The organism is Flavobacterium sp. HSC-32F16 (assembly GCF_024171645.1).
Taxonomy (GTDB): Bacteria; Bacteroidota; Bacteroidia; order Flavobacteriales; family Flavobacteriaceae; genus Flavobacterium.
Genome location: NZ_JALKAC010000001.1, coordinates 223,792 through 247,030, shown reverse-complemented (window position 1 = coordinate 247,030; position 23,239 = coordinate 223,792). Strand labels below are relative to the sequence as shown.

The window sequence follows — 23,239 nt, the reverse complement described above, 5'->3', positions numbered from 1 at the left end:
TCAAAAATTAGTCAAAAAATTCTTTCTCTTCGTAATGTGCAGGCATTACGGAAATTCCCTTTTGCAAAAGTAGATTATTGGGAAAAATGATTTTTTCGCCTTCTTTGGTTCGCAAACTTACATGAAAGGTATTGATATCTTCTATTTCAGCTTCAATTGGAAAATCTTTATCGTGAATTTTTATAGTATCACCGATTCGGAACGGGAATGAAAAAAACAAGATCATTCCAGAAGTAATATTGCTCAAAATAGACCATTGTGCAAACATGGCAACACCAATAACGGTTGCGATTGATGAAACGGTAATGAATATATCTTTGGTTTCTACACCCCAAATTACAATCAAACTAATTACAACCAAAATATTCATAAAAACATGAGTGTATTTGATAACTAAATTAGTACGATGTTCTAATAAGTGACTTGAGGCGGCAAAACGACGAATTAATTTGGCAGTAATCATTCTTAAAGCCACTAAAGCTAAAAGAAGAATTATTGTAGCAAATATTTCCTGAGAATATTCTTTGAAAGAAAACATAAATAAATTTTTACACTAATGTAGTCAAATATTCGTAAACTTTGGCTGTGGGAAGTCCCATAACATTAGTATAAGAACCTTCAACTTTTGTAACTGCCATAAAACCAAACCATTCCTGAATGCCATAAGCACCAGCTTTATCGTAAGGTTTATAATTTTCTATATAATATAGTATACTTTCGTCTGATAAATCCTTGAAAGTAACTTTTGTAATATCATGCAAAAGGGTAGAAGCAGTCGAAGTTTTAAAACAAACCGATGTAATGACTTCATGAGCAGCATTCGACATTGATTTGATCATATCAAAGGCATCTTGAGCGCTTTTTGGTTTTCCTAAAGCTTTGTTTTTATGCCAAACGATTGTGTCGCTTGTTACTAATATTTCATTTTCAAGCAGTTCGCCTTCAAAAGCATTTGCCTTTAATTCAGCCAGAAAATCAGTTATTTCAACCGCTTTTAGTTCAGGTGGATAGATTTCTTCTACATCTTTTAAACGGATTTCGAAATCAAGATCCAAATCTTTAAAAAACTGCTGTCTGCGGGGCGATCCCGAAGCTAAAATGATTTTATATTTTTTTAGTTTTTCTCTAAGCATTATATTGATGGTTTAAGCTGATTACCAAAATCGATAAAATCCCGAAGAACAAAATCAGTTTTAAAATGGTACTTAAATGATGAAAATCTTTTTTGGTTTTGGCGCTGAATATCTTCACTATAAAATATAATAAAGGAGCAAGAACAAAAACAAACGTATAAAACGTAACAATTAACAGATTATTTTCGAAGAAATATTTATTGATGTACAACAATGACAAAATAAACGGAATTATGGCAAATCCTAATGCAATTTTTGTTGCTCTGCTTTTTCCAATAGCAATTGGCAGTGTGTTCATTCCTTGATTGTAATCGCCATCCATGTCTTCAATATCTTTCACTATTTCGCGCACAAAATTGATCATGAAAGCAAATAGTGCATAATCTACTAATATAGAAAATAAACTGGCCATTTGGGCTTGATTCTCAGTAGTTGTAGCTGGAAATAAATCAAATACGCCAATGATTAAAACGCTTATAGAAAGCAGTAAAGCAACCACAAAATTCCCCAGAATCATAATCTGCTTTAAATTAGTCGCATAGAAATAAAGAAAAGAGGCAATAAAAATAAATAAAGAAGAAAACATTGGTCTCATAATCACATTAGAAAGATAAAATCCTAATGCAACACCCGTAACATTTAATCCTATATAAATATTGTAAGCTCTGGTTTCCGAAATTCCTTTGCCAATAACAACATCCTGCGGTTTATTAATCGTATCTGTCGCAACATCATAAATATTATTGATAACATAACCAGCTGCAGCCAGCAAAACTGTACTTAAAACCAAAAGTCCGTATTGCCAGTCTGCCAGGGCCAAAGGAACATCTTGCTGTTTTAAAAAGGCATAACGGAATAAAACCTGCATAAAAGCAAGCATAAGTAGATTTTTATATCGAATTAGTTTTAAGTATTTCATTTTATTTTGAAGTTGCTAAGGTTCTAAGATGCTGAGATTCTAAGGTTTTTTTAAGGTTCAAAGAGGCAGAGAGGCAAAGGTTCAGAGATTTTATTCACCGTAAACTGTGACTGAATACTGCGACTGCAAACTAAATACTACAACTGAACACTGAAACTGCGGCTGAATACTAAAAAACGGAACACTAATCGTGCTGTCCATTAAAATGTTCCATCCATTTTCCCTGTACTTTCATAACTTGTTCGATAACGTCACGTGCAGCACCTTTTCCGCCTTTTACGTGCGAAATATAACGGCAGATATTCTTAATTTCCGGGACCGCATCTTGAGGAGAGGCAGGTAAGCCTACCAATTTCATTACGTGAAAATCAGGAATGTCATCTCCCATATATAAAACCTGTTCTGGTTTGATATTATTTACTTCAGTATATTCTTTAAATGTTTTAACCTTATCAGGAGTTCCTAAATGAATATCGGTAATTCCTAAATTGCGAAGTCGTACGCGAACGCCTTCATTGCTTCCGCCAGAAATAATGCAGACATTGTAACCGCTTTCTACAGCCGCTTTCATCGCATAACCGTCACGAATATTCATCGTACGAAGAATTTCTCCTTCTGTGGTTACAAAAACGGAACTGTCTGTAAGTACGCCATCAACATCAAAAATAAATGTTGTAATGTCGTTCATTATTTCTTTATAACTTTTTGCCATTATTCTGTATAGATTGTGTTAGTATTTTATAAATATTTTTTTGATTTTCATTGGTAATAAAGTCCAAATGCGCATCGGTTGTAACTGAATCATGGCGTTTTGCCGGACCAGTTTGAGCGTCAACTGGATCTAAAGTTTTAATTTTTTCGGCAGTTTCCTGAATTAAAGGTCTCAAAACCTCAAAAGGAACCTGATGTTCTTCGCAGATCTCCTGACCAATTTGGTACAAATGATTGGTGAAGTTGTTTACAAAAACGGCAGCGACGTGCAGCGCTTTTCTTTGTTCAGAACTTATACTGAATACGGCATTTGAAATGCTTTTTGCGGTGTTTTCTAAAATTTTATAATCATCCTGATTTTCAGTTTCTAAACAAATTGGAATAACTGAAAAATCAACGGCCTTACTTTTAGAAAAGGTTTGTAACGGATAAAAAACGCCTTTTCTGTTTTTTGAATTCAAAATATCAATTGAAGTTGTTCCTGAAGTATGAACAACAAGCTGGTTTTCAAAAGGAAGCTGATTTGAAACTTCGGAAATAGCATTATCTGAAATCGAAATAATATATAAATCGGCTTCTTTTAAAGCTGAAAAATCGCTTACAATTTTTTCTGAATCAAGAAGATGAATCAAAGCTTCTTTTTTTCTCGAAAAAGCCTGTACAATTTCTACATGAGAACTTGCTGAAAAAGCTTTTATCAGATGCTGTGCAACGTTTCCGGAACCAATAATCGTGAGTCGAATCATAATCGCAAAATTAACATTATTTTTTCTAAAGAAAATATGGTCTGACTAAGTTTGAATATCGATTACGTCGATTATATTGATTTATAAAGATTTATGTTTTATTTATTGTGAAAAATAAAAGAAACCAAAAAAATAATCCATTTAATAGGTGTAATCTGCAGCCTATTATTCATCCCGATTATTTGGTTTTTATTAACAAATAACATTTACCTCAAATCAACATTTTTAAGTATTTTTGTGGCACTTTTATACAATGTAATTCCTTAATAATGGATAAAAAAATATTCTCTTTTTTGTTTTCTACACGATTAATGGCCGTTCTTTTTATAACATTCGCAATTGCAATGGGTGTTGGAACTTTTATCGAAAGTAAATACAATACCGATACAGCCAGAATTTTAATTTACAATACCTGGTGGTTTGAAGCAATAATGCTGGTGTTTTTGATTAATTTCTTCGGAAACATCAAACGTTACCAATTGCTTAAAAAAGAAAAATGGGCCACTTTATTACTTCACCTTTCTTTTGTTTTTATCATTTTAGGAGCTTTTATTACACGTTATATTAGTTATGAAGGAATGATGCCGATTCGTGAAGGCGCGGCAGAAAACCAAATTTATTCAGATAAAACATTTTTAACCGTTTTTGTTGACGGTGAATATAAAGGAGAAATGAAACGCAGAGTCTTTGAAAAAGGCCTTTTACTTTCTCCGGTTACCAACAATGATTTTACAATTGCCGGAAAATTTGACGAAACTCCTTTTGAAGTTACCTATTCTAAATATATAATGGGAGCTAAGGAAGTTGTAAAAGAAGATCCAAACGGAATTTTATATCTTAAATTAGTCGAAGCCGGAGCTGGCGGACGTGAAGAACATTACCTGAAAGAAGGTGAAGTTCAAAATATTCACAATGTTTTATTTGCTTTAAATAAACCAACCGAAGGCGCTATTAATATTAATACAACCGGAAAAGAATACACCATTCAGACTCCTTTTGAAGGAGAATTTATGCGAATGGCAGATCAGTTTAAAGGAAAAGTTACTAAAGATGATGTACAGCCTTTAATGATGCGTTCTTTATACAGTATTGGTGACATTCGTATCGTTTTTCCTGATCCGCCAATGAAAGGAAAAGTTGATTATGAATCAAATAATGATTTCAAGGCAAAATCGCATTCTGATGCTTTAATTGTAAAAGTAAAAGCAGAAGGACAGGAAAAAGAAGTTATGGTAATGGGTTCTAAAGGAAGCATTGGAGAACCAAAAACCGTTAAAATAGGCAATAAAGAATATTCTATATTTTTTGGAAGTAAGGCTTACGTTTTACCTTTTAAAGTTCGTTTGAATGATTTCATTGCAACAAAATATCCTGGAACAGAAAAAAGTTATTCCGCTTTTGAAAGTAAAGTAACTGTTTTAGATTCTCCTGAAACTTTTGATGCTGATATTTATATGAATCACGTTTTAGATCATAAAGGGTATCGTTTCTTTCAATCTTCATTTGATCCGGACGAAAAAGGAACAGTATTATCTGTCAACCATGATTACTGGGGAACTAACTTAACCTATTTTGGATATTATATGTTATATATTGGTTTAATGGCCATCATGTTTACAAAACATTCTCGTTTTGGTGATTTAAAACGCAAATTGGATGGTGTGAAAAAGAAAAAAGAAAAACTAATTACCATTTTAGTTTTACTTTTAAGCTTAAATGGTTTTGCTCAGGCACCTCATGTTCACACACAAGATCACGATCATAATCATGCAGCAGATCCAAATGATCATGCTAATCACGTAACTGCACCGCCAAGTCAGAAACAATTAGATTCGCTGCTTACAATTTATAAAGCTCCGGAATCTCATGCCGCTAAATTTGGCCGTTTGATTATTCAGGATGCAGGAGGAAGAATGAAGCCTATTAATACATTTTCATCTGAATTACTTAGAAAAGTAAGCCATGATGATAAGTACAATGGAATGAATTCTGATCAGGTATTTTTATCAATGACACAGTATGCTCAGGTTTGGATTCAGGTACCGCTTATTTATATCAATACGAAAGATGACAGTATTCGTAAAATTATTGGTATTGACAGAAAAGCAAAACTAGCGCCTTTTGTTAAGTTTTTTGATGAAAACGGAAATTATAAACTTTCTCCTTACTTAGATGCCGCTTATAAAGCCGCTAATCCAAATAGTTTTGAAAAAGATTTTATCGAAACTGATAAAAAAGTAAATTTAATGGAGTCTGCCTTAAGCGGTAGTATTTTAAAAATTTTCCCAATTCCAAATGATCCAAATCACAAATGGGTTTCGTATTTAGAACGCGATAATAATAGTTTTAAAGGAATGGATTCTACGTATGTAAAACAAATCCTTCCGTTATATTTTAGTGCTTTAAATAATGCTTCAATTTCAAAAAACTGGGATACGGCTGATCAATTGGTAGAAAGTATCAATGGTTTTCAAAAGAAATTTGGAGCTAAAGTCCGCCCAAGCGAAGAAAAAATAGATGCTGAGATTGCTTATAACAAATATGATGTTTTTCAAAAATTACCGTATTGGTATATAACAGCAGCAATATTTATGTTTATTTTTACGATTGTCAATATTTTCTTTGAAAAAAGATGGCTTCGTATTACAATAAATGGTTTCCATATTATTGTTGGTTTGTTATTTGCGCTTCACACATTAGCATTAATAGCACGTTGGTATATTTCTGGTCACGCTCCTTGGAGTAATGCTTACGAATCTATTGTATATGTGGCTTGGTCAACAATGTTCTTTGGATTGGCTTTTGACAGAAAATCAAAATTAACCGTTGCTTCATCTGCTTTTGTTACTTCTATGATTTTAATGGCGGCATACTTGAACTGGATTGATCCGGAAATTGCAAACTTACAGCCAGTTCTTAATTCATATTGGTTAATGATTCACGTTGCCGTAATTGTAGCAAGCTACGGTCCAACAGCATTAGGAATGATTTTAGGTTTTGTGTCTTTACTATTGATTTTCTTTACAACGGAGAAAAACAAAACTAAAATGGAACTAAACATTAAAGAGATCACTTATATCAATGAGATGGCCTTAACAATTGGTTTGATCATGCTTACTATTGGAAATTTCCTTGGAGGACAATGGGCAAATGAAAGCTGGGGACGTTACTGGGGATGGGATCCAAAAGAAACCTGGGCTTTAATCTCGATTATGATTTATGCTTTTGTAATTCACGCTCGTTTTGTTCCTGCATTAAGAGGAAAATGGTTCTTTAACTTAATGAGTATGTTTGCTTTCATTTCGATTTTATTTACTTACTATGGAGTAAATTTTCACCTAGTTGGTTTACACTCTTACGCAAGTGGAGAAGCGCATTCGTTAAACTGGATTTATTATTCTTTAGCAACAATTGCAGTAATTGGAGCTGTTACTTATCCAAAATACCGTAAATATTACAAGAGTAAAAAGTAATTTTTTTTCGTACATAAAAAAGGGTTCAACTTAATTGTTGGACCCTTTTTTATTTGGACAGAAAACATTTCGCATAAAAAGAAAGAAAAATAAATTTAAGTAAAATCACTCATGAATAGTCAAAAAACTAATTTAGTAATCGTAGTCCAGGGGCAAAACTTTTTTAAAAATGAAGTTGAAAAAATTTGGTCTTCATATTCTATATATTTTTTAAAAAATTATTCAGGACAGGTTTTATATAAGTTTGATTATCGTGCTAACAGATCTTATTTTAGTGACTATAATTTAATTGACCAAGCAAGAAATACATCAAAAGGAGCAAAACCAATTTGATTTAAATACAGATTTCCAAAATCGTTAATACCGCCATTAAAGATACCGAAAACAGAATGCGTCAGTAGAATTATAGCAGTTGTAATTCTCAAAAGTAAAGTTCCATTCATGATCATTCATTTTTAGTATATAAAAAAAGCGCACATTAAAATTAATTAATATGCGCTTAAAATTTATAATTAAGTTAGCTTTTAAACTTTTCCTAAAGTATACAATTGTTCCATTGTAGGCGTTAAACTTCCTCCTGCGGGTTCCAAAGTAATTCCAAATGCCTCAGCCGAGTCTGTTTGGCTGACAGCAAAGATTTTTTGAGAATTTCCTTCAAAGTTATCCAGTAAACCAATACTTGTTGGCGTTAGAACCGGGCTCAGTTTTAAAGACCAAACCTGATACACCATTCCTTTTGGCGGCGCTGGTAAACCTGCAGCATCAATATAAGTTGTTTTTGTCTGCTGATTCCAGTATACTTTTGCAAAAGAAGTTGGAGAAACGGCCTGACCGCCAAGAGTTACCCCTGTATTTTTAATATCTCTGACAATATTTAGGTTTTTCTCCGTTTGCTTATTCTGCTGATCTAAGAAAGCATATTCTCTCTGAATTTTATTTTTTTCACCTCCAACAGTAGAAATGGCTTGTTTTGATTTTGTCAACTCTAATGTTTGGTATCCAAAACCTAACAATAATAAAACTGCGGCTGCCCAGCCCACATACTGAGTCCAGTTTGATGTTGGTTTTAAATCAACAACTTTTCCATGTTTAAGTTCTAAACGCGCTTTAATTTTTTCGAAATTTTCAACAGAGTGGAAAGGAGCAAAGCTCGATGATAAAGCTACAATAGCTTTTTCTATCGCAATAATTTCCTTATCAACGTCTGGATTATTCTTTGCCAGTTCGGCTATCTCTAGATTCTCCTTTTCGGTTAATAAACCATAAACATAAAGTTCTAGAATTCCTGATTCAATATATTCTTGTGCTTCCATTATATTTTTAGATAATTTCTTAAGTCGTTAATACAGTTTCTGTTTTGAGTTTTAATAGTACCCAGTGGCAATGCCAATTCTTCTGAAGCTTCTTGCTGGGTATATCCTTTAAAAAATAACAAATCAATTATTTCAATACACTTTGGTTTCAATTTTTTTACGAACTCTTGAATTCCAATTGTGTCAATTCTATTAATTAATTTATTACTGTCATCTAACAGATTTACGAAATTATCTGAGGAAAGGTTTTTTTGACTGTTATTAAAATTTTTAGATCTCAACTTATCAATTGATGTATTCCTAGCTATATTAAGGATCCAGGTATAAAATCGACCTTTACTTTCATTATAAGAATCTATATTTTTCCAGATTTTTACAAAAACTTCCTGCAAAACATCTTCGGCTTCTTCACGATTTTTGATTAGAACATTAATGACTGAGAATAAACTTTTAGAGTACATATCGTACAGATGGGTAAAAGCTCTTTCGTCTTTTTTGTAAATTAATACTAACAATTCTTCTTGACTCATAGATTTGGATTTAAAGCTTAAACAAAAAACATATTTTATAACCTGAGATAAAGATAATTCATTTTTTTGTGAAAAATAATATTTTTTTAGTAGCTAAAAACTTAGGAAAATTAAGGGCTGAAAAAAAAAAGTAAAAAAAATGTCACTTTTTTTTGCTTTTTTTAAATCCAAAAATAAACCTCTTACGTACATAACATTATAAAGGGAAATTTAATAAGTAAACCCTTTTACATAAAGATAAAACGATTCTTTTAAAAGAGATATTATGACTGGGATAGAAAAAATCAAAATATTGATTGTAGGCTTAACAACAGTTTTATCACTTATTAATTTTAATGAAAGTGATTTTAAAAATGAAATTGTTAAGTGTAAAACAGAATCGAATTTTAAATATTGAATAAGAAATTGAATAGTTGATGTCCTCGGACTTCCAGCTGAAAATTATAAATGAAGTCACACACTGTTAAACGAAGAAATTTTCCACTTATAAACGCCATAAATAAATTGAATTTAGTGTGATTTAGATAAAAATAATTTTCGATATAAACCGGGGCATCAACTATAATTTACAAAATATAAAAAGAAACATAATAATTAATTCATGGTTTGATTTGTTTGTATGGGGGGAAGCCCGGCGTCTGATTAACGCCGGGCTTCAATTTTTATTTAACCTATAATTAATAAAAATAAAGAGCTCAAAGTCATCACTTCAACATAGATTTAATTAATTTTATAAAAAATTATACAATGAAAAAAATACTATTTATAGCTTGCAGTGCAGTCTTTTTTCTAAGTGCACAAATTCAGGCTCAATCAAGCAAAAATAAATTATCTAAATCAGATAAGGCTATGACAAAAGAAACGATTTACCAGTTTAAGGTTGAAGATCTATCAGGAGACACTTTTGATTTTGCATCTTTAAAAGGCAAAAAAATCTTAATTGTAAACACAGCATCAAAATGTGGTTTAACACCTCAGTACAAGGATCTTGAAGCGGTTTACAAAGAGTACAAAGATAAAGGATTTGTAATTGTAGGTTTTCCGGCAAATAATTTTGCATCGCAAGAGCCTGGAACAAGCAAAGAAATTGAAACTTTCTGCCAGCAGAATTATGGTGTAACTTTTCCTATGATGAACAAAGTTTCTGTAAAAGGAGAGGATATGTCCGATGTTTACAAATTCTTAACTCAAAAATCTAAAAACGGTTTACAGGATTCTGAAGTAGAATGGAACTTTCAAAAATACCTGATCAACGAAAAAGGTGAATTGGTAAAAGTGATTAAACCTAGAACGTTAGTAACAGAACCAGAAGTAATTAACTGGATAAAAAGCTAGTTATAACTATCTAAACTTAAAAAAAATCCACAAATTTGAATTATCAAATTTGTGGATTTTTTTTAAGTACAAAGGTTTTAAATAACATATTTAGCAGTAAAAAACTCAGAACAGAATCTCAACAGCTTTGTTCCTCAATTAATATAAAGCAGCTGATATTGTTTTGGAGTAATTCCTTCGTGTTTTTTGAATAATCGAATGAAGTAGTTTGCATCTTCAAAACCGGATAAATAGCAAACTTCATTAATTTGAATTCCGGGATTTCTAAGTAGTTTTTTGGCGTGTTTTATTTTTTCATTTAAAACATATTCAATCGGGCTCATGCCTAGCTCTCTTTTAAAAAAGCGGTAAAACGAAGTGGTACTCATACAGGCTTTCTCACTAAGGCATTTTAAATTGATATTCTCTTTTAAATTGAGTCTTATAAATTCAGTTACTTCGTAAATTGGATTATTGGACTGAATTACAACGCCTTCATCAACAGATTTTGCAGTTTGTGTCTGAATAATTCTGATTAATAATTCCTGTAAAGTTAAATCGGCTAGAGCATCTTTTGTTATCGATGTGCTCATACATTCTTTAATTAGTTTATTGATGGTCGAAGCGAGATCAACATTGTTGTAAAAGAAATAATTCTGATAATTCAACTGCCAGTATACATCGCTGCCTTCTTTTGGGTAACGTTCGTTTAAGAAGTTTAAAGTTTCATTGATTTTTGCATTATCAATTGCTAAAGCCAGGCATTGAGTGGGATTTTCTTTTGATGCTTCGGGAAAATCGATTTTCATTTCGATATTAGACGGAACAACGACAGTTTCGCCCGGAAGATAATCAAAAGCGGGTTCATCAAAAAGATGCATTATTTTTTTTCCGCGAAGCATACTTGTCACCACAAAATCATTGAATTTAAGCGGTACAAGATTAGAAGATTCGTAAGTTTCAAAAAGATTTAATTCGCATTGATTAAGCGTATAAACGCTCCTGTTTTCAACAAGTGTTTTTAATGATTTTTCATTGGATAAATGAGGCGGATTTATTAAAACTCGTTGATTATGCATTGTCATTAAATTTTTGAGTGGAAAACTCTAAATTTAATAAAAATATGTTTAGAAAATTATGATTTAACGTTTTATTAAATCAGCTCTTCGACATGTTTTTTGATGTTTTCAGAAATCTTTTTAGTTGGAAGATCATTTTCATCATCTCCAAAAGGATCTTCAATTTCTTCTGCAATAAGCTCTAAACTAGCCAGAACATAAAATATAAAGACAACAACGGGCGCTACTAAATATCCTAAACTTACTGAATATCCAAACGGAAGTGTCATAGTGTAAAAGAAAATGAATTTCTTTATAAAAGCACTGTAAGAGTAGGGAATAGGCGTATTTTTGATACGTTCGCAGGCACCGCAAATATCTGTAAAAGCAATTAATTCTTGATTTAAAGTAATAAGCTGATCTCCGGTTATTTTTTTTGCATCATACAAATCATTGATTTTATGATACATAATTCTTTTAAGCTGATTTGGTTTGTGTTTATGGTGATCAATATCTAAATCTACATCTTCAAAAAGCTGTTTGCTCGTATCGGCATCTTTTAAATGTTTGTACAGAATATCAGCATATAACGGAATAAACTTTCTAAAAAAATTTCTGTCGTTTTCATCTTTTAAAATAGCCGAAAGTTTTATAGCAAGATTACGGCTGTTGTTTACAAGACTGCCCCAAAGTTTACGGCCTTCCCACCATCGGTCATAAGCCGTATTAGTTCTAAAAACAAGCAGTAACGAAATCACAAAACCCAGCATTCCGTGCATGATTGGAATGTTATGAATGTAATCGTTCTTACCGACTTTAAAATAATGAATTTCAAGATAACCTACCGTGGCTGAATAAATTCCGATAGCGATCATTATAGGAAACAATTTTCTAACGGTATCTGACTTATGAAAATGGAATATAAAGGTAAACCAGTCTTTGGTATTGTACGAAATCATTTAAGTTTATTTTGAAACAAATTTAAATTAAAAATCACCTCATTTGCTGCAAAATGAAAAAAAAAATCTGCTGGATCTGCTAAATCTGAGAGCTGATTTTTTCCCGCAGATTTAGGAGATTAGCAGATGAAGATAAGTTCAAACTAATGCCTTGTATTTTATATGTAAGTGCTGTAGTTCTATAAATTACAGCTAAAAAATTAAAAATTGATATTTCCTGCTAATTCTTTCAGCGCAATTTCAGATAATTTAGCTTCGTATTGGGCATTGCTGTAGCGTACTTTTGCATTAACATAATTCAGCTGAGCCGTTCTAAAATCAATGGTTGTAATAGTTCCAATTCTGAACTTATCGAGAGTAATTTCTAAATTTTGTTTTGCAATTGCTTCATTATCTTCTTCTAAATCAATTAACTCTAAATTGGTTAAATAAGTTTGAAATGCAGTACTTAACTGTGTGTTCAAAATCATGTTCTGCTGTTCAATAGCGATTTGGGAATTTTCAATTTGAAGTTTTGCTACTTTTTCATTTCGATTTTGATTAAAACCGTCGAAAATATTCATCGAAGCATTAAAACCATAAGTAAAACCTTTTGAAGAGTTTTCGCTTGTAAATCCTAAACTTGACTGGCTTTCAGCAAAATTATAGCCTGATGTTAAATTTACAGTTGGATATCGGCTTGCTTTTACTTGTTTCAGCTGTAATTCGGCAATACGTTTATTGATAATCTGCGATTCTAAAGCCGGATTTTGTTTTTGCGCCAAGTCCATTAAGTCATTTAAAACCAGTTTGTTGTCAACCGTAACTTCATCAGTTACAATGAAATTAATTTTAGGATCGCGTGCTAAATATTGATTTAAAAGAATTTTGGCATTTGCATACGATTCTTTTTGTCTCAATAAGGCCACCTGATCAGTATTTAAATCAACCTGTGCATTTAAAACTTCTAATTTTGAAGCTTTACCAATAGTAAAGCGGTTTTGTGCTAATTCAACCCTTTGTTTAGAAATTACAATTGTAGTATCTAAAGCGGCCAATTGATGCTGCTGCTGTACCAAATCATAATACGCAGAATTTACCTGACCAATTTTAACTAAAATAGTTCTTTTTAATTCGGCATCACCTAATTTTTGAAGCTCTTTTAACTGATCATATCTGGCAAACATTCTCATTCCGTCAAAAACAGTCCAGCCCAAACTAACTCCATAGGTTAAACTGTTGTTTTTTGCATTATTTAATGTAGTTGATGTTCCGTCCTGACGTACCTGCGTTGAATTGGTTACACTGTTGTTATCCACAATATTGGCTGTTGCAGTTGGCAGAATACCAGCATTTCCAATGGTAACATTTGTTTCGCTTATTGTCGAATTATTTTTAGCAATTTTAATTTCGAAATTATTTTCTAAAGCGATTTTCATTGCTTCTTCAATAGTTAATACTTCCTGTGCCTTTGTACTTATCGTGCACAGAAAAAAAACTATTAAAATGCGGTATATATTTTTAATATTCATGTTTATATTCTTTTACCAGAAATTCACGAATCTCACATCGTAAAATTCGTGAATTTTTTTGGAATGCTATTTTATACTTTCTTTTTCGTATTCGTCAATATGATCAAATTCAGGATAATGTTTTCTGGCTCTTGACCACATAAAATAAATTGCCGGAATCACAAAAAGTGTCAGCGCAAGAGAAAAAATAGTTCCTCCCACAATTACAACTCCCATACCAATTCTACTAGTAGAAGCAGCACCAAGAGACATTGCAATTGGAAGCGCACCTAAAGCGATGGCTAAACTGGTCATTAAAATGGGACGTAAACGTGCTTCTGAAGCTTCAAGAATAGCTTCCATTTTTGATTTGCCCTGTTCTCGTAACTGATTGGCAAATTCAACAATCAAAATACCATTTTTTGTTACCAGACCAATAAGCATTACGGTTCCAATCTGACTGAAAATATTCCAGGTCTGATTGAATAACCAAAGTGAAAATAAGGCTCCTGCAACCGCCATTGGAACTGTTAAAATGATAATAAAAGGATCTATAAAACTCTCAAATTGTGCTGCAAGAATCAGGAAGATTAATAATAATGCCAATCCGAATGCAAAAGAAGTATTCGAGGAACTTTCTACGAAATCTCGAGATTCTCCGCTTAAATCAGTTGTAAAACTTTCGTCCAGAACTTTAGCTTTAATTCTGTCCATTTCCTGAATACCGTCACTGATACTTTTTCCCGGCGCTAAACCAGCAGATACAGTTGCCGACATATAACGATTGTTGTGATATAACTGAGGCGGATTACTCTGCTCTGCTACTTTTACAACGTTATCCATCTGAATTAATTGACCTTGTTTGTTTTTTACAAACATCGAAGTTAAATCTAAAGGTTTTGATCTGTCTTTTTGATCAAACTGACCAATAACCTGATATTGTTTTCCGTTTTTGATAAAATACCCAAAACGTTGTCCGCTTAATGAAAGCTGTAAAGTTTGTGCAATATCAAGAATTGAAATTCCTAAGCTTTCGGCTTTTGCACGGTCGATACTTACGTTGATTTCAGGTTTATTAAATTTTAAGTTAACATCTGTAGTAGAGAAAACGTCGCTTTTACCTACTTCATTCATGAAAACAGGGATTTTTTCTCTTAACTTATCAAAATTTGGAGCCTGAATGATATATTGAATCGGCAGACCACCGCGTCGGTTAACCGCAATTGTAGGCTGTTGAGTTACAGAAGTTTTAGCGTTCGGATATTGCTTTGTCCATTTCGTTAATTTATCAGCAATATCTTTTTGAGATTTTTCTCTTTCAGCAACATCTTTTAATGTAAGTCTCACCAATCCGCTGTTTACAGAATTTGAACTGAATCCTGGAGAAGTAATAACTAAACTTACTTTTTTCTCTGGAATAGAATCATCAATTAACTTTGAGATTTCCTGCATAAAACGATCTGTATATTCGTATGAAGAGCCTTCAGGTGTTGTCATACGCATGGTTACAGAGCTTCGGTCATCATAGGGCGCTGTTTCTTTTGGAAGAATGGTGAAAAACAAATAAATTAATCCGAAACAAGCAATTAGAATAGGGAAACTAATCCATTTTCGATCCATAAATTTAGTCAGCGCTTCGGCATAACCGCTGTTCATTTTTTCAAAAAACGGTTCCGTTTTAATGTAAAATTTAGATTTTTTTTGTTCACCGCCTTTCATTAAATACGCATTCAGCATTGGTGTTAAAGTCAATGATACAAAGGCAGAGATCAATACAGCAGCTCCAATTACAACACCAAATTCCCTAAAGAGTCGGCCTACGAAACCTTCAAGAAAGATTACTGGTAAAAATACCGCAGCAAGCGTTACAGAAATTGAAATTACAGCATAGAAAATTTCATTAGAACCTTTAATTGCTGCTTCAATTGGAGACATTCCTTCTTCGACCTTTTTAAAGATATTTTCGGTAACCACGATTCCATCATCTACAACCAAACCGGTTGCTAAAACGATAGCTAATAAAGTTAATACGTTGATAGAGAACCCAAAAAGCCACATGATAAAGAAAGTAGCAATCAACGAAACCGGAATATCAATTAATGGTCTGAAAGCAATTGCCCAGTCTCTAAAGAACAAGTAAATAATAATGATAACCAGAATAATCGAAATCCCTAAAGTTTCGGCAACTTCAAGTACTGATTTCTTTACGAAAATGGTATTATCAAGTGCAATATTCAGTTTAATATCTTTTGGAAGATCCTTTTTTAAGGCATCGTATTTTTTATAAAATTCTTTTGAAATATCTAAATAATTGGCTCCCGGCATTGGTACAATAGCAAGACCAATTAAAGGAAGTCCTGACTGGCTTAATTTGGTTTCCAGATTTTCTGGTCCTAATTCAGCACCTCCAATATCGCTTAAACGAACAATTTTATCACCGTCGGTACGAATAATAATATTATTGAATTCTTCTGGTTTAGAAAGATTTCCAATAGTTTTTACCGTTAATTCTGTATTGTTTCCTGTTAATTTTCCTGACGGAAGTTCTACGTTTTGTGCATTTAAAGCGGTACGAACTTCGGCTACCGTACAACCGTAAGCGGCCAGTTTTGCAGGATCAATCCATAAACGCATGGCGTAACGTTTTTGTCCCCAAATTTGAACTGCGCTGACTCCCGGTATTGTTTCTAATCGCTGCGAAATAACATTTTCGGCGTAATCACTTAATTCTAAAGAGCTTCTGGTATCACTTTGAACTGTCATCGAAATAATAGCATCACTATCAGCATCAGCTTTAGAAACAACCGGCGGTGCATCAATATCCTGCGGTAAACTTCTAATAGCCTGCGAAACTTTGTCACGTACGTCATTCGCAGCTTCTTCTAAATCTTTATCCAGATTAAACTCGATCGTAATGTTACTGCTTCCCTGATTACTTGAAGAAGTTATATTTCGGATTCCGTCAATAGCATTTACGGCTTTTTCCAGAGGTTCTGTAATCTGAGATTCGATAATATCCGAATTGGCTCCGGTATAATTTGTTCGAATAGAAACCTGTGCCGGATCAATAGAAGGAAATTCTCGAACACCCAGAAAAGTATAACCAATAAAACCGAATAATATGATTAATAAATTCAGTACAATGGTTAAAACAGGTCTTTTTATACTTGTAGTTGATAAACTCATGTGTGATTTTAAATTTTAGATCGTGGATTTTAGATTTCAGATTTATCGCTAAATCTTACCGCTGTCTTTAATCTATATTCAAGTCTTATGACTATTTTACTTTAACTTTAATTGGTGCTTCGTTTTTTAATGACATGACACCGCTTGTAATTAAAGTATCTCCGGCTTTTAATCCTGCTAAAATCAGAATTGAAGAATCAGTTCTTGTTGTAGCATCAACCATAACTTCTTTAGCTTTTCCCATATCTGCAATAAAAACTTTCTTACCGTCTTGTATTGGAATAATAGCTTGTGAAGGAACAACTATAGCGTCTTTAATAATATTTAAAGGTAATTTGATATCGGCAAAAGTTCCCGGAAAAAGTTTACCGTCTGTATTTTCGGTAATGGCACGAATTTGTAATGTGCGTGTTGCAACGGCAACTTCTGGTTCAATAGCGTATATTTTTGCTGAATAGGTTTTATTTGAACCCGAAACCGTAAAATCGATTTTTGACCCAGATTGTACCTCAGAGGCATATTTCTCTGGAATAGAGAATGTGATTTTCAATTTATTTGTATTCACCAATTTAGCTACTAAAACGGTTGGGGTAATATAAGTTCCTGGTGAAATAGAGCGCAATCCTATTTTTCCTGAAAAAGGAGCTCTTACAGAAGTTTTAAATATTTGGGCTCTTATTAATTGTGTCTGGGCTTGTGCCGATGCGTGATCTGCTCTTGCAATGTCTGATTCTTCCTGACTGATAGCCTCTTTTTGAAGCAGTAATTTTGCTCTTCTTTCGTTTTCTGCTGCTAAACCTTCTTTTGTTATAGCTTGTCTTAATTGTGCTTTAAGCTCTATGTCATTTACTTTAAACAGTACCTGGCCTTTATTCACAAAAGTTCCTTCATTAAAAAAAATGCCTTCTACAATTCCCGAAACTTCACTATGAATTTCAATTTGTTCATTGGCTTCAATAGAACCTGATAACGACAAGTTATTATCAAACGTTGACGTTTTTATAACAATTCCGCTTACTGTTGTAGGGGCATTTTTATCGCCAAACTTTTTAGACTCGTCGTTCTTGCCTTTATTGGATAGTATTCTATAGGTGATAAACCCTCCTAAAACGATAATTATCAGGGCGTAGATTAGATGTTTTAATTTCATAAAATTTTAGGTGAATGTGTGTTTTGGTGTATGTTTTTAGCAACCAGCAAATTTAACTTTTTGTGTTGAAACCGAAAGACGTTAGCTTTTATTTAACATTTGCATCACAATAATTTCAAATCATATTTAAACAGTGCATAGTCGTAAAAAGTTTGCTATTAGACAGCGGTTTTAACAAAAGGTTTAAAGAGGGATTTGTTTTTTTAAACTAATCTATAACTTTTTCCTGGATTTAGATGTATTTTATTTTAAATCAAATAGATACTATTTTTTTTGACTTGATTTTTTTTCGTTTTTTCTCTATTTAATATCATAAAAACCATTCGTTATAAAAGGTACTAGTGATTTTTTTTTAGTATTTGTCGGATTTATTTTGCAGTTTGTCGATTTAATTTGTATTATTGATATGTTAAACAAAATAATAGATTTATCAGTGTTTGTTAAAGAATACTCTTAAATTTATTGTTAAAATAATAAGCTTGGTGCAGTTTTTTGGCTTTTTATAAGAATTTATTTGATAATTATATTAACAAGTGTTTATAATTTTTGTTCTTAAGTACTAAAAAATATTATATGAAGAAAAAAATACTCCTGAGTTTATGGTTTACATTATTACTTGCTTCAATAAGCTATCTTTTTTGGCAGAATGAATTCAAATATAGCCTGCCCACTCCGGTTCCTAAAAACTATCTTGCTATAGATATGGGAAGTAAAATAGATTTATCTCAATGCTGTGCGTTCGACAATAAACCTGTTTTCTTTCATTTTTTTAATCCAGATTGTCCCTGCTCACGATTCAACGTGCCCCATGTAAGTGATTTGATTAAAAAGTACGGAGATAGAATCAATTTTAAAATTGTTGTTTTAAATAAACAAAAGACTTTTTCTATTGAAGAAATCCAAAAGAAATTTGGGGCTCAAATTCCGGTTTATTTTGATGAAGGTATTGCTAAAAAGTGTGGCGTAATTTCGACTCCGCAGGCTGTTCTTTTAGATCCTTCGCATAATTTATATTACCGTGGTAATTACAATAAAACAAGATATTGTACTGATACCGAAAGTAATTATGCCCAAATGGCGATTGATTCGCTGTTAAAGCAGAATAATTCACCCTCATTTAATGCTTTGGCCCTTAGAGCTTACGGATGTTCGTTACCAAATTGTACTAAATAAAATCTATCACTAACTTAATTTTTAACCTATGAAAACAAAAGCCAGTTTAAATGAGCAAGATTATCTGCACAGTTTTATGTCAACAATGACGCAAAAATCAGATACCATTATTAACTATGTTCTAGTAATTTATTTTCTTCTCGGAATTGGATTATCCTTTAAATATGATACATTCGAAATTGGAGTAGGAGTAGGAACTCTGAATCTCTTAGCCTATTATTCGGCAAAATTTTTCATGAAGAATTCCAAATTCTATCAGTATGTTTTGTCTGTTATACTGGCGATTTTCATGGCTCAGTATATTTACCAAATGCATGGTTTGTTTGAAATGCATTTTACGGTTTTCATTGCCAGCACGATTTTGATTATTTATCAAAACTGGAAATTACAAATTCCGCTTACGTTTTTAGTTGTGCTTCATCACGCTGGTCTGGCTTATTTACAAAACTTCGTTTATAATGATGCAAATGGACTTCAGGTTTATTTTTCTCAGGTAAATTTTGATTTAGAAACGCTTATTATTCATACCGTTTTGGCGGCAGTTGTGTTTTTTATGAATGGCTATTGGGCGTATTATTTTAAAGAACACAGTCACAATCACATTTCTAAAATTTCCGACGAATACGAATTAGAAAACATGAAACTGGCTTCGGCTAAATTCAGTTCAATGTCGGCTACAAAAGAATACAATGATTTTATTCACAGAACAACTTTAGATTTAAAACTTCCGGTAAATTCGGTTTTAAAATTAATTGATGTTTCAAAAGGTCATACAGATAATGATAAACTTTTGACCTATCTGGATATGATGCGCGAAAGTGCCAAAAAAATAGACGATTTAGTAAATGATATTCATGTAAAATCAACCAATACCAGAAATTAGAAACTGTAAAAATCCAACTTCCAAAAAAAAAACATTTTTACGCGCAGCACACTATTCTTTATTAATTTTTAATAGAAAATTTATGGATACCAGATTTACCCGTCCAACTCCTTCTGACCGAGAAGTCGATTGGAATAAAAATAAAGTATTACTTAGTAAAACAGATAAAAACGGAACAATTTTGTATGCCAATGAAGATTTTATAGATGTTTCCGGATATGATGAATTTGAACTTATTGGGCAGCCTCACAATATCGTGAGGCATCCTGATATGCCAAAAGTTATTTTTAAATTCTTATGGGACAGTATTAAATCAAGTGAGAACATTCATGTGATTATAAAAAATATGGCCAAAACCGGCCGTTATTATTGGGTTGTAACCGATTTTAAAATTATAGCCGATACAAGTGGAGATGGTGATATTGTGGGGTATTTTGGAACCCGAAAATCAGTTCCTGAGCCTATTATCACCAAATTTATAGAGCCGTTGTATAAAAAGCTTTTACAAATAGAAGAGGCGAGTGGTATAATTGCTTCTGAGGAATATCTGGTTGGCTTTTTAGAAGAGCGCAAGAAAACGTATATGGAATATGTAGATCATTTAATTGCGACCGGAAAAGACGATAAAAATAAAGTGAGCAAGGGATTGTTCAGCGGATTTTTTGACAAAACACCTTCAAAGAAATAAGAATCAAAATTTATGCTTCATTGCGTCGGCTTAATATTCAATAAAAAAATTTGACCCCCAACAAATCTAAATCACCTGAATATTTTAAACTTATAAAAGTTAGATGCAGTGAAGTATTTTTTTAAGTGCAGAGGTACATAAGTTTAAAGGGACAAAGATTTTTCAGCCTTCCACTTCGCTCAGGTTCACATTCGTTCAACTATGAACCTTTGTTTCTTTGCTTCTTTGATTCTTTAAACCTAAAGCTTAAGTGATTAAGATATATAATTCCAAATATTTTTTCTCTTCGTCAATTCAAGAAATACCATTTTTAAAACAGCGTGTTCCGGTTTTTGTAACGGAGGATCTTCTTTTAATACTTTCAGGGCGTAATTTCTTGCCAGAGACAAAATTTCCCTGTCTTTTATTATATCAGCTATTTGAAGATTTAAAACTCCACTTTGCTGTGTTCCCATTAAATCTCCCGGACCGCGGAGTTTCAGGTCGACTTCGGCAATTTCAAAACCATCATTGGTCTGAACCATAGTTTCCATTCGGGTTTTACTGTCAGAACTTAATTTGTGCCCCGTCATCAAAATGCAATAACTTTGCTCAGCGCCACGCCCTACACGTCCGCGCAGCTGGTGAAGTTGTGAGAGACCAAAACGTTCCGCACTTTCAATAATCATAACACTCGCATTAGGAACATTCACCCCAACTTCAATTACCGTTGTTGCCACCATTATATTGGTTTTTCCTTCAGAGAAACGTTTCATTTCGGCATCTTTATCAGCAGGTTTCATTTTTCCATGAACAATTGAAATCGAATATTGAGGCAGCGGAAAATCTCTTGAAATACTTTCGTAACCATCCATCAAATCCTTGTAATCCATTTTTTCAGATTCCTGAATTAAAGGATATACAATATAAATTTGTCTTCCTTTGGCAATTTCATCACGCAGAAATTTCCAGACTTTTAAGCGGTTTGAATCAAAACGATGAACGGTTTGAATTGGTTTTCTACCCGGCGGTAATTCATCAATTACAGAAACATCCAAATCGCCGTACAAGCTCATTGCTAAAGTTCTCGGAATTGGCGTTGCCGTCATAACCAAAACGTGCGGCGGAATCTCATTTTTTTTCCACAATTTAGATCTTTGTTCTACCCCAAAACGATGTTGTTCGTCAATAATAGCCAAACCTAAATTATTGAATTTTACTTTGTCTTCTAACAAAGCATGAGTTCCAATTAAAATTTGAAGGCTTCCGTTTTCTAGATTTTCGTGAATAATTTTTCTTTCAGAAGTTTTAGTGGAACCGGTTAATATTTTTATGCTGATATTTAAAGTATTGGCAAATTCAGATAAACCAATAAAATGCTGATTGGCCAGAATCTCCGTTGGTGCCATTAAACAAGCCTGAAAGCCGTTATCGATTGCCAAAAGCATACTCATAAAACCTACAATTGTTTTACCGGAACCCACATCTCCCTGTAATAATCGGTTCATTTGGGCGTTGCTTCCCATATCCGAACGGATTTCTTTTAAAACTCTTTTTTGAGCATTGGTGAGATCAAACGGAAGATGATTTTGGTAAAATTCATTAAAAAGCTCGCCTACTTTTGTAAACGGATGACCCTTAATTTTATGTTTCCTGATTAAATTTTTAGTGATTAACTGCAATTGAATAAAAAACAATTCTTCAAATTTCAGTCTAAATTGGGCTTTCGCCAAAGCATCTGCACTCTTAGGAAAATGGATATTGAATATCGCTGTTCTTTTCGGAATCAGCTTTAGTTCTTCAATTAAATAAGGTGGAAAAGTTTCTGAAAACAAAGCTTGGGTTTCAATAAATAACTGCTCCATCATTTTGTTTATTGTCCTGTTAGAAATCCCACGGTTGGTGAGCGTTTCTGTAGAAGGATAAACAGGCTGCATAGCCGAGCGGAGACTTTTTTGGTGTTCTGTCAACAATTCAATTTCCGGATGCGCCATACTAAACTGACTTCCGTATAAAGAACATTTTCCAAAAATAACCAGCTGTTCGTTTAATTTTAAGCTTTCGCGAATCCATTTATGACCCTGAAACCAGTTCAGTTCAATTTGTCCTGTTTCATCAACAAAACTGGCTACCAAACGTTTTTTATTTTTGGCAAACTCAACTGTTTTGATATTGATGATTTTTCCAATAATCTGAACTTCGCTTCCAGTGTTTTGAAGTTCGTTTATCTTGTAATACCTCGTTCTGTCAATGTAACGATTAGGGTAAAAGTTAACTAAATCCCCATATTTATGAATCCCTAATTCCTTACGAAGCAATTGACCACGGCTTGGGCCAACACCTTTTAAGTATTCGATAGGAGTTTCAAGGAGATTATTAGACATGAAGAATTTTGAATTTTAGATTTTAGACTACAGATTTTAGATTGCTGATTTTGAATAAAAACAATCTATATTCTTTGTTCTATGCTCTTTTCACTTTTAAAAAGCGAAGATAGATTTTAATTAGTAAATTTGAAAATCGAATGTTTAGAA

The 23,239-nt window shown here is 32.7% G+C and carries 19 protein-coding genes; 5 read left to right on the top strand and 14 right to left on the bottom strand.

The genetic code is table 11. From position 1 onward, the window contains the following. Nucleotides 1-7 precede the first annotated feature (7 nt). The 5 genes from L1276_RS01165 to L1276_RS01145 form a co-directional block, all read right to left on the bottom strand. The gene (locus L1276_RS01165) at nt 8-538 is read right to left on the bottom strand and encodes a mechanosensitive ion channel domain-containing protein (RefSeq protein ID WP_253784623.1); all 531 of its coding nucleotides are present in this window, start codon (nt 536-538) and stop codon (nt 8-10) included. A 10-nt stretch (nt 539-548) separates the two neighbouring features. Beyond that, on the bottom strand, nt 549-1,133 hold the full coding sequence (locus tag L1276_RS01160) for a Maf-like protein (protein WP_253784621.1): 585 nt from the start codon (nt 1,131-1,133) through the stop codon (nt 549-551). After that, the gene (locus L1276_RS01155; RefSeq protein WP_253784619.1) at nt 1,126-2,052 is read right to left on the bottom strand and encodes a geranylgeranylglycerol-phosphate geranylgeranyltransferase; all 927 of its coding nucleotides are present in this window, start codon (nt 2,050-2,052) and stop codon (nt 1,126-1,128) included. The genes L1276_RS01160 and L1276_RS01155 overlap by 8 nt, the downstream gene beginning before the upstream one ends. Before the next feature lie 184 nt (nt 2,053-2,236). Continuing rightward, nucleotides 2,237-2,764 carry an HAD family hydrolase gene (locus L1276_RS01150; RefSeq protein ID WP_253784618.1) on the bottom strand — a complete coding sequence of 176 codons (528 nt, stop codon included), beginning with the start codon at nt 2,762-2,764 and terminating at the stop codon, nt 2,237-2,239. Next, nucleotides 2,748-3,509 carry a Rossmann-like and DUF2520 domain-containing protein gene (locus tag L1276_RS01145; RefSeq protein ID WP_253784617.1) on the bottom strand — a complete coding sequence of 254 codons (762 nt, stop codon included), beginning with the start codon at nt 3,507-3,509 and terminating at the stop codon, nt 2,748-2,750. The genes L1276_RS01150 and L1276_RS01145 overlap by 17 nt, the downstream gene beginning before the upstream one ends. Before the next feature lie 269 nt (nt 3,510-3,778). Between L1276_RS01145 and ccsA the strand changes: the two genes are divergently transcribed. Then, entirely contained in the window at nt 3,779-6,982 is a 3,204-nt protein-coding gene (ccsA, locus tag L1276_RS01140; protein ID WP_253784616.1) for a cytochrome c biogenesis protein CcsA, read from the top strand. A gap of 278 nt (nt 6,983-7,260) precedes the next feature. Here ccsA and L1276_RS01135 read toward each other — a convergent pair whose 3' ends face one another. The 3 genes from L1276_RS01135 to L1276_RS01125 form a co-directional block, all read right to left on the bottom strand. Further along, the gene (locus L1276_RS01135) at nt 7,261-7,425 is read right to left on the bottom strand and encodes a hypothetical protein (RefSeq protein ID WP_253784615.1); all 165 of its coding nucleotides are present in this window, start codon (nt 7,423-7,425) and stop codon (nt 7,261-7,263) included. An 81-nt stretch (nt 7,426-7,506) separates the two neighbouring features. Next, on the bottom strand, nt 7,507-8,295 hold the full coding sequence (locus L1276_RS01130; protein WP_253784614.1) for an anti-sigma factor domain-containing protein: 789 nt from the start codon (nt 8,293-8,295) through the stop codon (nt 7,507-7,509). Next, nucleotides 8,295-8,825, bottom strand: coding sequence for an RNA polymerase sigma factor (locus L1276_RS01125; protein WP_053473258.1), 531 nt, complete (start codon nt 8,823-8,825; stop codon nt 8,295-8,297). The genes L1276_RS01130 and L1276_RS01125 overlap by 1 nt, the downstream gene beginning before the upstream one ends. A gap of 747 nt (nt 8,826-9,572) precedes the next feature. On the opposite strand from L1276_RS01125, the gene L1276_RS01120 reads away from it, so the two are divergent. Then, nucleotides 9,573-10,160, top strand: a complete 588-nt coding sequence (locus tag L1276_RS01120; RefSeq protein WP_253784613.1) for a glutathione peroxidase — start codon at nt 9,573-9,575, stop codon at nt 10,158-10,160. A 134-nt stretch (nt 10,161-10,294) separates the two neighbouring features. Here the strand turns inward: L1276_RS01120 and L1276_RS01115 are convergent, their stop codons facing one another. The 5 genes from L1276_RS01115 to L1276_RS01095 all read right to left on the bottom strand — a co-directional run bounded on the left by L1276_RS01115 (nt 10,295) and on the right by L1276_RS01095 (nt 17,982). Further along, nucleotides 10,295-11,218: an AraC family transcriptional regulator N-terminal domain-containing protein gene (locus tag L1276_RS01115; protein ID WP_253784612.1), complete on the bottom strand. Its 924-nt coding sequence runs from the start codon at nt 11,216-11,218 to the stop codon at nt 10,295-10,297. Nucleotides 11,219-11,292: 74 nt separating this feature from the next. Further along, a complete protein-coding gene (locus L1276_RS01110; protein WP_253784610.1) occupies nt 11,293-12,156 on the bottom strand; it encodes a bestrophin family protein in 864 nt (287 codons plus the stop codon). Between the two features lie 200 nt (nt 12,157-12,356). Further along, on the bottom strand, nt 12,357-13,667 hold the full coding sequence (locus L1276_RS01105; protein WP_253784608.1) for a TolC family protein: 1,311 nt from the start codon (nt 13,665-13,667) through the stop codon (nt 12,357-12,359). 66 nt (nt 13,668-13,733) lie between these two features. Beyond that, entirely contained in the window at nt 13,734-16,832 is a 3,099-nt protein-coding gene (locus L1276_RS01100) for an efflux RND transporter permease subunit (protein WP_253784606.1), read from the bottom strand. A 91-nt stretch (nt 16,833-16,923) separates the two neighbouring features. Beyond that, nucleotides 16,924-17,982 (bottom strand): efflux RND transporter periplasmic adaptor subunit, encoded by a 1,059-nt coding sequence (locus L1276_RS01095; RefSeq protein ID WP_253784604.1) that lies wholly within the window; start codon nt 17,980-17,982, stop codon nt 16,924-16,926. Between the two features lie 573 nt (nt 17,983-18,555). On the opposite strand from L1276_RS01095, the gene L1276_RS01090 reads away from it, so the two are divergent. The 3 genes from L1276_RS01090 to L1276_RS01080 all read left to right on the top strand — a co-directional run bounded on the left by L1276_RS01090 (nt 18,556) and on the right by L1276_RS01080 (nt 20,726). Beyond that, on the top strand, nt 18,556-19,155 hold the full coding sequence (locus L1276_RS01090; protein ID WP_253784602.1) for a peroxiredoxin: 600 nt from the start codon (nt 18,556-18,558) through the stop codon (nt 19,153-19,155). A 28-nt stretch (nt 19,156-19,183) separates the two neighbouring features. Then, complete coding sequence (locus L1276_RS01085) at nt 19,184-20,038, top strand: hypothetical protein (RefSeq protein WP_253784600.1); 855 nt, start codon at nt 19,184-19,186, stop codon at nt 20,036-20,038. A gap of 82 nt (nt 20,039-20,120) precedes the next feature. Further along, complete coding sequence (locus L1276_RS01080) at nt 20,121-20,726, top strand: PAS domain-containing protein (protein ID WP_253784598.1); 606 nt, start codon at nt 20,121-20,123, stop codon at nt 20,724-20,726. Nucleotides 20,727-20,980: 254 nt separating this feature from the next. On the opposite strand, the gene recG is transcribed toward L1276_RS01080, so the two are convergent. After that, complete coding sequence (recG, locus tag L1276_RS01075) at nt 20,981-23,089, bottom strand: ATP-dependent DNA helicase RecG (RefSeq protein ID WP_253784596.1); 2,109 nt, start codon at nt 23,087-23,089, stop codon at nt 20,981-20,983. Between the last annotated feature and the right edge of the window lie 150 nt (nt 23,090-23,239).

What these genes read in the sequence shown, in the direction of transcription:
- L1276_RS01110 (WP_253784610.1), bottom strand. Translation starts at nt 12,156, where the DNA reads ATGATTTCGTACAATACCAAAGACTGGTTTACCTTTATATTCCATTTT.
- L1276_RS01155 (WP_253784619.1), bottom strand. Translation starts at nt 2,052, where the DNA reads ATGAAATACTTAAAACTAATTCGATATAAAAATCTACTTATGCTTGCT.
- L1276_RS01130 (WP_253784614.1), bottom strand. Translation starts at nt 8,295, where the DNA reads ATGGAAGCACAAGAATATATTGAATCAGGAATTCTAGAACTTTATGTT.
- L1276_RS01115 (WP_253784612.1), bottom strand. Translation starts at nt 11,218, where the DNA reads ATGCATAATCAACGAGTTTTAATAAATCCGCCTCATTTATCCAATGAA.
- ccsA (WP_253784616.1), top strand. Translation starts at nt 3,779, where the DNA reads ATGGATAAAAAAATATTCTCTTTTTTGTTTTCTACACGATTAATGGCC.
- L1276_RS01160 (WP_253784621.1), bottom strand. Translation starts at nt 1,133, where the DNA reads ATGCTTAGAGAAAAACTAAAAAAATATAAAATCATTTTAGCTTCGGGA.
- L1276_RS01105 (WP_253784608.1), bottom strand. Translation starts at nt 13,667, where the DNA reads ATGAATATTAAAAATATATACCGCATTTTAATAGTTTTTTTTCTGTGC.
- L1276_RS01100 (WP_253784606.1), bottom strand. Translation starts at nt 16,832, where the DNA reads ATGAGTTTATCAACTACAAGTATAAAAAGACCTGTTTTAACCATTGTA.
- L1276_RS01095 (WP_253784604.1), bottom strand. Translation starts at nt 17,982, where the DNA reads ATGAAATTAAAACATCTAATCTACGCCCTGATAATTATCGTTTTAGGA.
- L1276_RS01080 (WP_253784598.1), top strand. Translation starts at nt 20,121, where the DNA reads ATGGATACCAGATTTACCCGTCCAACTCCTTCTGACCGAGAAGTCGAT.
- L1276_RS01125 (WP_053473258.1), bottom strand. Translation starts at nt 8,825, where the DNA reads ATGAGTCAAGAAGAATTGTTAGTATTAATTTACAAAAAAGACGAAAGA.
- L1276_RS01090 (WP_253784602.1), top strand. Translation starts at nt 18,556, where the DNA reads ATGAAGAAAAAAATACTCCTGAGTTTATGGTTTACATTATTACTTGCT.
- L1276_RS01135 (WP_253784615.1), bottom strand. Translation starts at nt 7,425, where the DNA reads ATGAATGGAACTTTACTTTTGAGAATTACAACTGCTATAATTCTACTG.
- recG (WP_253784596.1), bottom strand. Translation starts at nt 23,089, where the DNA reads ATGTCTAATAATCTCCTTGAAACTCCTATCGAATACTTAAAAGGTGTT.
- L1276_RS01145 (WP_253784617.1), bottom strand. Translation starts at nt 3,509, where the DNA reads ATGATTCGACTCACGATTATTGGTTCCGGAAACGTTGCACAGCATCTG.
- L1276_RS01150 (WP_253784618.1), bottom strand. Translation starts at nt 2,764, where the DNA reads ATGGCAAAAAGTTATAAAGAAATAATGAACGACATTACAACATTTATT.
- L1276_RS01165 (WP_253784623.1), bottom strand. Translation starts at nt 538, where the DNA reads ATGTTTTCTTTCAAAGAATATTCTCAGGAAATATTTGCTACAATAATT.
- L1276_RS01085 (WP_253784600.1), top strand. Translation starts at nt 19,184, where the DNA reads ATGAAAACAAAAGCCAGTTTAAATGAGCAAGATTATCTGCACAGTTTT.
- L1276_RS01120 (WP_253784613.1), top strand. Translation starts at nt 9,573, where the DNA reads ATGAAAAAAATACTATTTATAGCTTGCAGTGCAGTCTTTTTTCTAAGT.